General features: G+C 38.6%; 8 protein-coding genes and 1 riboswitch. Of the genes, 7 read left to right on the top strand and 1 reads right to left on the bottom strand.

The window, feature by feature from the left end:
- The first annotated feature begins 244 nt into the window (after positions 1-244).
- Positions 245-1,084, top strand: a complete 840-nt coding sequence (locus OTG27_RS25760) for a tyrosine-type recombinase/integrase (protein ID WP_034306417.1) — start codon at positions 245-247, stop codon at positions 1,082-1,084.
- A 216-nt stretch (positions 1,085-1,300) separates the two neighbouring features.
- On the opposite strand, the gene OTG27_RS25755 is transcribed toward OTG27_RS25760, so the two are convergent.
- Positions 1,301-4,432: an efflux RND transporter permease subunit gene (locus OTG27_RS25755; RefSeq protein ID WP_268938509.1), complete on the bottom strand. Its 3,132-nt coding sequence runs from the start codon at positions 4,430-4,432 to the stop codon at positions 1,301-1,303.
- 189 nt (positions 4,433-4,621) lie between these two features.
- On the opposite strand from OTG27_RS25755, the gene OTG27_RS25750 reads away from it, so the two are divergent.
- The 6 genes from OTG27_RS25750 to OTG27_RS25725 all read left to right on the top strand — a co-directional run bounded on the left by OTG27_RS25750 (position 4,622) and on the right by OTG27_RS25725 (position 11,685).
- The gene (locus OTG27_RS25750; RefSeq protein WP_057277198.1) at positions 4,622-5,500 is read left to right on the top strand and encodes a TetR/AcrR family transcriptional regulator; all 879 of its coding nucleotides are present in this window, start codon (positions 4,622-4,624) and stop codon (positions 5,498-5,500) included.
- 131 nt (positions 5,501-5,631) lie between these two features.
- Positions 5,632-6,525 carry a YegS/Rv2252/BmrU family lipid kinase gene (locus OTG27_RS25745; RefSeq protein ID WP_268938508.1) on the top strand — a complete coding sequence of 298 codons (894 nt, stop codon included), beginning with the start codon at positions 5,632-5,634 and terminating at the stop codon, positions 6,523-6,525.
- 128 nt (positions 6,526-6,653) lie between these two features.
- Positions 6,654-7,316, top strand: coding sequence for a hypothetical protein (locus tag OTG27_RS25740; RefSeq protein ID WP_098185006.1), 663 nt, complete (start codon positions 6,654-6,656; stop codon positions 7,314-7,316).
- 14 nt (positions 7,317-7,330) lie between these two features.
- Positions 7,331-8,590 (top strand): efflux RND transporter periplasmic adaptor subunit, encoded by a 1,260-nt coding sequence (locus tag OTG27_RS25735; RefSeq protein WP_268938507.1) that lies wholly within the window; start codon positions 7,331-7,333, stop codon positions 8,588-8,590.
- A 199-nt stretch (positions 8,591-8,789) separates the two neighbouring features.
- A riboswitch (cyclic di-AMP (ydaO/yuaA leader) is annotated at positions 8,790-8,937 on the top strand.
- A gap of 171 nt (positions 8,938-9,108) precedes the next feature.
- The gene (locus tag OTG27_RS25730; RefSeq protein ID WP_268938506.1) at positions 9,109-10,368 is read left to right on the top strand and encodes a cation:dicarboxylate symporter family transporter; all 1,260 of its coding nucleotides are present in this window, start codon (positions 9,109-9,111) and stop codon (positions 10,366-10,368) included.
- Positions 10,369-10,902: 534 nt separating this feature from the next.
- Positions 10,903-11,685, top strand: a complete 783-nt coding sequence (locus OTG27_RS25725) for a hypothetical protein (protein ID WP_268938505.1) — start codon at positions 10,903-10,905, stop codon at positions 11,683-11,685.
- Positions 11,686-11,920: the final 235 nt, after the last annotated feature.

Below are 11,920 nucleotides of genomic sequence, written 5' to 3'. Positions count from 1 at the left end.
CCAGCCATCCGGCTGGTCTTTTTTGAGGTCGTTATCCTCAGTACTTATTATTTAAACCTGTTATAGACCATAAAGAAAGTTATATGCAGGATAAATGGTAGGACATACTATTAATGCATCTGAATTTCTATAGCTATCTGTCTTATCCATATCAGTTTAAGACAAAGGGACAGAATTCTTCGTTTCTGTAGGGATATATGTTAAACTTAACATAGTTCTGAAACTGTCATTGGGGGAATAGCCGATGGATACCTCTGCTAAAGATGAAATGATTTTTTCGTTTGCTGAATGGTTGAGAGACCAAGGCAAATCAGCTAATACGATCAAAACGTATACTGGTGTCCTTTCACAGTTTTGTGACCAGACACAAAAGATATTGATGGAGATCCATTCTGAAGATGTTCAGGGTTATCTTGATAATTTAGAAAATTGCAAGAAAAGCCCAGGGACAATCGAAAAACACTATATTGCATTAAATGTCTTCTTTAAATTTTTAGGTAAACCGCAAGTGATGCTTTCAGTGGAACGTAAAGTTAAGGAGCACAAGCTTGAGGTACCTGAAACTTTAAGCCTCAATGAGCAGCAGATACTGTTAAGAGATATAGAAGCAGAAGGGAATCTAAGGAACATTGCCATCGTCTACCTTTTGTTACATACTGGAATTCGTGTCTCCGAATTATGTGACTTAAATGGCCGTGACGTCATAATGGAAACAGAGCGGAATTATATACTTGTCCGGAACGCAAAAGGTGAAATCGACAGATCCGTACCCCTTACCATATCGGCCATTCAACATGTACAAAATTATCTTTTTTCTTTAAAAGAAAAAGCAGATCCGTTATTCATCTCAAGCTATAATCAAAGGATCACTCCGAGGTCAGTTCAATATATATTGAAAAAATACAATGTGCATCCGCATAAACTGCGACATACTTTTTGTCAAAGGTTAGTGGATAATGGAATAGATATACAAACGATATCAAAGCTTGCCGGTCATAAAGATTTAAACGTAACGAAGCGTTATCTAAAAGAAAAATCGCTTGATCTGGCAAATGCGATAGATCAAACTTTCACGAAACACTAATATAAAGAAATGAAAAAGGGAAGAGAGATCTTTCCTTTTTTTGTTTAAACAAACAGATTCCTTGGAAATGACGAATAGGACGTTTTGTCTTAAGAGATGGGACGGGTTGAAAGAAGAGGAATATAGTTCAGTCAAAAGGACCGAACATATTGATGCATTGTTGAATTAAAAAAGAGGGGGTTCCTGAAATAAGGAATCCCCTCTTCTTTTTCTTCGTTACTTAACTGTTTTTTTCTTCTTTTTACCTATTTTCATTATAAATTCATATACTACCGGTACTATTACAAGTGTTAGCAATGTAGAACTCACCAGTCCGCCGATAACGGTAATTCCCAAACCTTGTGATATTAATCCACTGCCTTCCGCACCGATTGCCAGAGGTATTAAAGCGCCGATTGTGGCAAGGGCAGTCATCAGGATAGGGCGTAGACGGGTGGATCCTGCCTCGAGTAAAGATTCCCTGGTGGATAGCCCGGATTCTTCATTCTTGATAACACGGTCGACTAATACGATGGCATTGGTCACGACGATACCTATAAGCATCAGGACACCCATCATTGCCGAAACGCTGATGGTCTCACCTGCAATGAATAGCCCTGCCAATGCCCCGATTACCGTAAATGGTAAGGAGAAGAGAATGGCTATTGGTGCTAAACCACCATGGAAAGTAACCACTAGGACAAAGTATACGATAGCAACGGCCGCTAACATAGCGATACCAAGTTGAGTGAATGATTCTTGGATATCTTCCGTCACTCCGCCGTAGTCTATAGAGACGCTTGCAGGAAGATCTAATTTATCAACTTCCTTCTGTACCTCAGCTGTCACTGCGGCCACGTCATCCGATTTGATTGTTGCAGACACGTCGGCATAAATTTTTCCATCGCGGCGGGTGATTGTATCGGAAGCTTTGCCTTCTTCGATTTTTACAAGCTCTTTCAATGGGATTTCCATTCCCATTGGAGAAGAAATTTTCGTATTCTCTAGATCTTTTTTGTCTTCGAATGTCGTTTCTTTTGTCTCGACATATACTTTGACTTCTTCTCCATCTTTCTTAATGGTAGTTAAAGCATCATCCTTATTCGTATTGGCGATGGACATGCCAATTTGTGCAGCTGTCAGTCCAAGGTCGCTTAGCTTTTCTTGGTCTGCAACTAATGTGTATTGCTCATAAGCATCTAAAAGACTTGTATCAACATCTTTTAAATCTTTATTTTTCTTCATGATATTTTGAATATCATCAATTACCGGTTCAATATCTTTTTGTGTATTTCCGTAAACAAACAGAGTGGTCTCGTTGCTTGATGTTGATGTGAAATCTTGTTGTTTCCATGTTCCAGGTGAATCAAGTTCAGTTAATTCTTTTATGACGGTTTCTTTTTTGTCCCCGAAATTTTCGGTGTCTTCGTCATAGAGTACATAGAAGAGAGCCGAGTTACTCGAGCCACCCATCATGCCTCCGCCCATCATGCTTTCGCCAAGTGTGTATTGAACGGTCTTCACATCGTCTTTATCCATGAAGTATTTTTCCACTTTTTCTGTTTGCTTTTCAATATCCTCTTTTAACTCTCCAGGTGCGGGAGTGTAAGTGACGATGATCGTTTTTTCTTCATCTGCAGGCATGAAGCTTACACCGATGCTTGGGATTAGGAATAAACTGCCAACTAATAATACAATGGCTGTGCCGAAAGTGATTAGTTTATGGTTTAATGACCAATCCAGTGATTTTCGATAGAATGCTGATAGTTTGCTTGGTTTTTCTTCATGTGATTTTAATTCTTTTTTAGATAGTCCCTTTTTAAATAAAGAGTCTGCCATTGCCGGAACAAGTGTGATGGCGATTATTAATGAAGCGACTAATGCAAACACCATTGTTAAGGCGAATGGCGTGAATAGTTCCCCGACAGGTCCTGTAACGCTTGCTAAAGGCAGGTATACAGCTACAGTAACGATTGTCGATGAAAGGATGGGGATGAACATTTCCTTAGTGGCAGATCGTATTAATTCGCCGCCTTTTAATTGTTCGCCTTTTAAAGCCATTCTTCTATAAATATTTTCTATGACGACAATGGAGTCATCGACGACTCGGCCAATCGCAACGGTCATGGCCCCAAGTGTCATGACATTCAATGAAATATCCATTTGTTTGAGCACCAAAAGGGCTGCTAACAGGGATAATGGAATCGAAATGACGGAAATGAGAGTCGTTTTAAAGTTCCTAAGGAACAGCATGATAACAATAACGGCAAACAGACAGCCGAAGAGTGCCTTGCTGATCATGGTTTCAACGGAATCTTTAATCGGTTTAGCTTGATCGAGAGTAGTGTGTACACTTACCCCATTAAACTCTTCTTTGAAATTCGATGCTTCTTCATTTACTTCGTCGACAATTGCAACTGTATCGGCATCAGGTGATCTTGTAACCTGGATTCCAATCGACTCGCTACCGTTTGTTCTTGAAATCGATTCAGCCTTACCGGTAATTTTAACATCGGCAATATCTGATAATTTCACATTTTGCAGTTGGGCAGGACCTGTTTCCATTTCAGGAGATAATTGATTGGTTTCCTGTCCAGTTTGTGCCGGCGCTCCTGTTTTCGGGCCGCCGGTTAAAGGTATCTTTATATTTTTCAGGTCCTTTAGTGTGGAAATGTTTCCATCCACAACGATCGTTTTCTCTTTATCATCAAAGTTATATATGCCAAGCGGCATACTGACGTTTGCAGCCTGGATAACCTTCTTTACGGTTTCTTCATCGAGCCCGTATTGAGCCATCTTGTCCTGGTCGAATACAAGGCTTCCTTCATTTACTTGCTGTCCGGAAATGGATACGGATGTCACGCCGTCAATTCCTTCAAGTTTAGGTACTAACACCTCTTCGACATTTTTTGTAAGGGCTGGTAAATCAGAAGCCTTATCTGTTACACTGAGTGCGACGACAGGAAAAGCGTTTAATTCTAATTTAGATACGCTCGGGTCATCTACTCCCTCTGGCAGTTCCAATTTCTCTAAAGCTTCTTTCACTTCTTTTACTGCATCATCCATATCCGTATCATAATCATATTGTAATTGGATGGAAGAGGCATTGGCCATAGACGAAGAACTGACTAATTCGACTCCTGGCAAATTTGTTACTTTTAGCTCAATCTGGTCTGTGAGCTTATCTGCTACTTCTTCAGGTGCAGCTCCAGGATAAACAGTGGAAATGCTTATTAAAGGAGTGGAGATGCTTGGTATGGTTTCTTGTTTCATGTTTAAACCGGAGTATAAACCAGCTGCAACGATGATGATGGTAAGCAACCAGATTGCCAATTTATTCTTTAATGAAAATTTAATTATTGAATTCAAGCTTGTACCCTCCATACATAAAATTGTGACCAGTCGGTCACAAACTCAAATATATAGTATATGGATTATGATTGCAATAGATAATATCCGTTAGTGCTAACGTTGTTATTTCAAGGGTTTTGGGATACAATTTGGAGGGTGTGACCAGTTGGTCACCGGTGGACAATTTTAAGAGATAGGATGAATTTGATGAAAGAAAAAAATAAGATGATCATAGATAAGTCTGTGGAGCTTTTCGCGGAGAAAGGCTATCATGCAACTTCGGTTCAGGAAATTGTTGAAAAATGCGGGATAGCAAAAGGGTCCTTTTATAATTATTTTAAATCGAAGGAGGAATTACTAGTCTCCATTTTTAAATTTTATTATGAAGCGTTGACAGACTCATTACTTGATCTTGAACTGGATGCTTCATTGTCCAGTAAAGACAAATTCATGAGGCAGATCACTGTTCACATTGAGCATATGACGGGAAATACCAACTTGATTCAAATGATGATGCAGGAACAAATGGTTCATATCAGCAAGGAACTAGATGGATTTTTACATTATATCCATGAAGAGGGCTTGATTTGGTTCAAGCGTAAAATCATTGAGTTATACCCGGGACTTTCATCTGATCTTCTGCCCGATTGCACCATTATTTTAGATTCGCTTTTTAAAGGCTATATCGGAATATTGATCAGGAAACAAAATGCTTTCGATGTAGAATTGTTACCTAGCTTCATATTGAACCGGATGGATTCCATTGTCACAAGTCTGGAGAACATGGAAGATCCATTATTGAAACAATTTCCCCTACCAGGTTGCTCGATGCGGGATATGAGCCCAAAAGAAGAAATCCATTCGATTATCGCCAGGATGCTGGAAGTGGAAACACGTAAAGAAGAGGGAATGGAAACACGTAAAATTACGGAAGCTTTAAAGGCACTCCAGGAAGAATTTTCAAAGGTTAGGCCAAGCTCAATCATCTTGGAAAGCCTTTTGTTATTTTTGGAAAAAAATGAAAAAAGAAGCCCCTTGTGTTCAAAGCTTATCTTATTGATGAAGGATTATTTGCTGAATATATGAAGGCTTTACTGAAAGGGGCGAAAGCCTCTTTTTCATTTAAATTTTTAATGAGATTTAAAAACGGAGATTTAGGAAAAAGTAAAAAGTGATGGGAAGAAGACAATTCTTTCAATAATATGGGGGCTGGAATCATGCGATGGAAAAAGGGAATGCTGATTTATAATAAAAATGCAGGAAATGATAAACTCGAAAGGAATCTAGGAGGGTGTCTTCCGGTATTAGCTCCACATATTGATGAGTTTCTCATTCTACAAACAAAGCAAAAAGGCGATGCATGCCGTTATTGTTTGGAATATGGTGAAGAAATGGATGTAGTTTTCGTATTGGGAGGAGATGGAACGGTACATGAGTGTGTAAATGGCCTTTCACCCCTTCAGAGGCGGCCGTTGTTTGGGATTTTACCTGGAGGGACTTGCAATGACTTCTCCAGGACATTAAAGATTCCTCAAAATGTTCGTCAAGCTGCGGAAGCATTAATAAACGGTAAGGTTCGTCCAATTGATATTGGTAAGTCCAATAATGACTATTTTTCCAATTTTTGGGGAGTTGGGCTTATTTCAGATGCTTCAAATAATATTGATGAGCAGGAAAAAAGCAGGTTCGGAAAGATAGGATATTTATTAAGCGCTGTAAGGACGATTGGTGAGAGTTCTCCCTTTCCCTATAAAGTGGAATATGATGGGGATTTCATTGAAGGGGAAGCAGTTATGATTTTGGTCTTGAATGGTTGTTTTATCGGCACTAATTTATTGCCCTTTCCCATGATTAGACCAGACGATGGGCTCTTTGGCGTTGCCATCTTGGAAAATGCAAGCCTTGGTGCATTTTTAGAAATAATAGCGATGAAACGTTCATGGACTCAAAATATGAGTTCTGACTCTGGGGTGACTTATTTACAAGCAGGTACCTTGACTATTGAATCAAAGAGGCCGCTTGATGTGGATATGGATGGAGAGAACTATAGGCAAACTCCTTCACGCATTAAAGTCCTTGCCCACCATTTGTCGGTATTAACTCCAAATTAGTGTGGGGATTCTATTTAAAGGGAAAGGCTTATGTGTTTTTTTTGTATATTCATTCCTTATTTCTGCAATTGTTTCCAAAATAGGATAAAATGTATGATGATATATCATTTTTTGCAGGAGGACCAATTATGGTGTACCAGGTCGGATTGTTAAAGGGCATTTTACAGCCTTATCGGAGTCGTTATCAGCTGCAAAATGCAGAGGCAGTCACAAAGTTTGGATTGAAATTAATATTTATATATTTTCTTAGTCTTATAGTATTCGCCGTTGGGGGATATTTTGGGATTGGTTCAGAATCATTTTCCAAAGAAATCACGAAGATGAGCGTCAATGAATTTGAAGCAGCAAAGTTGCTGATTTTGAGCGGCAATATAATAACAGGAATAATCCACCCTTCCATATACATATTTTTAGCAGCTCTATTCTTTTGGATCGTTACTGATATCCCCTACATAAAATTAGTTATCGTTCAAATGATTCTTTTTGGCCTGCAATTAGTGGAAAAAACATTATTGATTCCCTTATTCGTTTTAATGGATATAGGCAGCGATGCCAATCCTTTTTCTTTGGGGATCATAAGTCAGTATTTTCTCAGAAGTGATTATTTCATTCACTTTTTCAGTGAAATTACCATTTTTCAATTTCTCATTATTGCTCTGCAATATTTTTATTTAAAGGAATTTACAGAACGTAATAATTATTTGGTCCTTTTAATGATTGTTCTATTCTATTTGGCCACATGGTTTGTTAAAGCCTTTTTAGGATACATCCAAGTAGGCGTATTTGTATAAAGCGGGTGAAATGAATGAGTGGTAACTGGAAAATAGTGGCGGTATCCATTGCGTCGATAGTGTTAATAACCGTTAACTTATACCTTATTGAAAAAAAGGAAAGCAAAGTGGAACGGACGGTTTTCGTTGAAAACTGGACTAAGGTAAAAAAAGATACAATTACGGATACTATTCAAACAAATGGGGTAATTAAACCAGTAGAAGAGTATGATATCTATTTTGATGCCAAGAAAAATGATTTTAAGAAATTCCTTGTAAAAGAAGGCGATTCGATTACGGCTGGCTCCTCGTTGTTTGAGTATAAGGCGACCGAACTTGATGCGCTTAAAGCGAGTTTGGAAGCGGAGAAAACGGCAGCTGAGGGGGAAAGGGCAGGGATTGAGGAATACATAGGGAAGTTGAGTTCTTATCAGGGGACCGTGACCAGTGAACCTGAAGCGGCAATTGATGAATCGGTGGAAAAAAACTTGAATATTGATATAACAACAAGCTCTTCAGACCTTATTAAAAGTAACATTGAGCAAGAAATGTACAAGCAGGAACTAGAAAAAAACAGGTTGGATGAAAAAGTGAAAATGCTAGACGCTAAATTAAGTTCGATTGAGGAGCAGTCCAGTGCAATTGTGACGACGAGCGAGGCTGATGGTGTCGTTAAAAATATCAATAAAAACCTTGATAATCCCATTATATCCATCGTTTCTACAAATATGGCAATTGAAGGGTATTTCTCCGGAGAGGAAATGAAAAAGGCTGAAGTGGGCATGACTATAAAAGCAAGTTCCTCTGATTCAAAAAAGGCATTGAAAGGGACGATAGGCCGTATCCATTCCTATCCCGCAGAAGAGCCATCATTAAAAAAAGATAACAGATTTCCATTTCAGGCTTTAATCGAACCGGAAGGCGAAGAAACGGAACCTCTGTTGGTGGGATCGAAAGTGAATCTTACTGTAATAACCAATGAGAAAGCCGGTGTACCCTCTATACCGATAGAGGCGGTACAATACCAAAAACATCCATATATTTACAAGTTGACGAATAAAGGCCATGTGGATAAACATTACATTACAAAAGGTCTTAAGGCTGAAGGGAAGCAGGAAATCATAAAGGGACCGTCTGTAGGTGACGTCATCCTCCTGAAGCCGAATGTGGCAGTGAAGAACCATTCTTATTTTATTACCCCGATTCAATTTGAAAAAGTGAAAGCTAGAACTTATAAAAAATTCACCTCTAGGGAAAAAGTAAGATACCTGTTACTTGGCATTCTGGAAAAATAACCGCTTTTTTCACAAGAGAGGTGAGGACAAATTATTAATTAATTATATCAATATAACTTAAGCGATTAAAAATCGGGAAGCGTAATTATAGATAGAGTAGCTATTAATACAGAATATTCAGACATATTTAAAGACCTTTTTCTAGAACGGATGCGAATAAATATTTACAGATTATCATTTTTAGTATAATATTTTATTATAAGTTAACTCGCTTAATCTTATTCCAAGAACGGGGGACCCATTTTTGTGGATTTTATCCGCTAGGGGTGAATTCAGAAATGAAAGGGCTTTTTGTGTTTCCAATCCTAACCCGACAGCTAACCTCGTCAGCGTCTTCAAGGGAACATGTGTGAATATTCACGCCTATAAGAAATCGACACATGAAGTGTCTTTTTTTTCGGCGTAAAGACAGAGTTTTTCAAAAAAGAAAAATTACTTTCTTTTATTAGTATCTTGTTTCCCTTACCGAGACAAAAATGTTTTTGCATCAAAGACTTTATGGAAGGTGAGGAAAGTAAATGAAGAAATTCAAACTAAGTTTAGCTAGCCAAATTTTCATTGGTTTAATTCTAGGGATTATCGTTGGTGCCATTTTTTATGGTAATGAGACGGCCCAAAACTTTTTACAGCCATTCGGAGACATTTTCCTACGAATGATTAAAATGATTGTAGTGCCGATCATCGTTTCAAGCCTTATCGTTGCAGTTGCTGGTGTAGGTGATTTGAAAGCGGTAGGTAAACTAGGTGCTAAATCATTATCATACTTTGTTGTCGTAACTATGATAGCGATTGCTGTTGGTTTAATTTCAGCGAATATCATCCAGCCTGGTGCTGGTGTGAATATGAATAAGCTGGAACAAACTGATATTTCTACGTATGTTGATACAGCAGAAACTAAGCAGCATGAATCGTTCGTGGATACACTCGTTCACATTGTACCATCCAATCCAGTTCAAGCTATGGTACAAGGCGATATGCTAGCGATCATTTTCTTCTCCGTGTTGTTTGGGCTTAGTATTGCAGCCATCGGTGAAAAGGGTAAACCAGTATTCCGCTTCTTCCAAGGTACAGCTGAAGGAATGTTCTACCTAACTAACATGGTCATGAAATTCGCTCCTATCGGTGTATTTGCACTAATCGGTGTGACGATCTCCAAGTTCGGTTTGGAATCTTTAATTCCGCTAGGAAAGTTAGCGCTTTCTGTATACGGAACAATGATTTTCTTTGTAATAGTCATTCTTGGTCTTATTGCGAAATTTGTCGGATTCAATATCTTTACGCTGATTAAACTTCTAAAAGAAGAATTGATTCTTGCTTTCTCTACTGCAAGTTCAGAAGCGGTTCTTCCGAAACTCATGGAAAAAATGGAGAAAGCGGGATGTCCAAAACATATTGCTACATTTGTTATTCCGACTGGATACTCCTTTAACCTTGATGGTTCTACATTATACCAAGCGTTAGCAGCTATCTTCATCGCTCAAATGTACGGAATCGATTTAAGCGCGTATGAGCAAATTACGCTGATGCTAGTGTTGATGATCACGTCCAAGGGAATTGCGGGTGTACCGGGTGTATCTTTCGTAGTTCTTTTAGCGACATTGGGAACTGTCGGTATTCCTATTGAAGGTCTAGCATTTATTGCCGGTATCGACCGTATTCTTGATATGGGACGTACAGTGGTAAACGTTATCGGTAATTCACTTGCGGCAATCGTCATCTCTAAATGGGAAGGTCAATTCAACCCTCCTTCCAAAAAAGAGTTAGAGCAAGTTTCTTAATATAAAAAATCCAGAGTGAAATGTCACTCTGGATTTTTTTATTGAATGAAAAAGCGCTTCCTTAATTTTTCTAGATGACTGTAAACTCTGCTTCCTTCAGATACTCAAGCACTTCAAGTTTAATTGTTTTATGGAGGAAACTACCTTCTTGACGCGTCTTCCCGGATGTCAAAATACCCCCAAATTCATAAAGCCTTTCATCTTGTTTACCCCAAAACCAAATCATTTCCTCTCGGCCCAGAAGGTCATGTGTTGTGAAATGAAACTACCTTCCGGCTTTAAAATACGGTTGATTTGTTTTCAAAGCTAATGTCGGTCATTTTGAGTTGGGGAAGCATCAGCAAAAAGGGAAGCGGCCCTATGAAATGAGTGAATGAATGAAAAAACCATTTATAATCCTTTCTTCGAATTTGGTTAATATGGATTTCTACCTGATGCAGATGATGATTAATATTGGGGTTATATAACTTACGTGAAACTCCAAAAGTTTGATAAAATAACATTATTGATTGAGAGCTCGGAGGGGGTCAGGTTATGAAGAATGAAAGTAATGATATCTTATACATGTATATGCAGGCTTCCGAACGGTTTGTCCTTTTTAATGGACTCAATTTTCGTGAATTCGTCAATTCGCTTCCGTATACCTTGGATTCGATCTTATTATTGAAACATCAATTCGATGGTGGGGAATACAATTTGAATGTCCTGCTTGAGAGCGCTTCATCTGAAGCTATTGCGAAGCTCGTTAAAGAAAATGTCCGGGCATATGGAGATTTCTGTTGGATCGATTTTGAAGAAGCGGAAGGGCTGGATGAATTGGATGGAAGGGAAATAGCGGAACTTTTATATTTAGGACATGCTAAAACCCATCTGGATCCCCCGTTTTTCCGTAAATTGAATAACCAATTTGTGTACCTTGCCCAGGATGATGGCTGGTTCAATAAAATTTATTTTCGTTCTCTTTCGACATATTATATGATGTTAGGAAGGCTGATTCCGCTAAAGCTGGAGCCGTTAAAATTAGAGAGGACGTGGCTTGGAATCAGAAAGAAAAAAGAGCTGACGGCGATTCCTGCAGAAATCATCGTTTCCTTGGCTCATATTCTGGCAGAGGGGCTCGTTTTTTCCTTTCGGGATGTTAAGTATACTAGAACGAAAATTGAGATACCGGCATGGGTCGTAGGGGATTATTTAAACATGGATGAAATGCATGATTCCTTTTTGGATAGAGATAGTAAGGAGCCCGATGCATTTATTATTTTCAATCGAAAAGAGAAGATTTGGGAAAGCGTTATTAGAAATACACCATCCTCCTGATTTTATTTGAAGTCTTTGAACTTTTTAGGTGTAAGACTTACCGTCTCATGCATAAAAGATAAGAGAGGGAAACGTAGAGGTGTTCACAGGATGTGGCGGTTTTATTCTGTGTTCTGCAAATAGTAATCATTGGAAAAGCCTCAATGATGGAAGTTTCGCTTTATCCCGCATTAACAGGCTGTAAGGAAGCCTGATGATAAATGTAATGAAAAAGAAATGTGGTGAGCCAACAGCC

Origin of the sequence: Peribacillus sp. AS_2, assembly GCF_026891895.1 — a bacterium.
Classification (GTDB): domain Bacteria; phylum Bacillota; class Bacilli; order Bacillales; family DSM-1321; genus Peribacillus; species Peribacillus frigoritolerans.
Note: the sequence above shows the minus strand (reverse complement) of the source record. Positions and strands in the feature narration are given on the sequence as shown.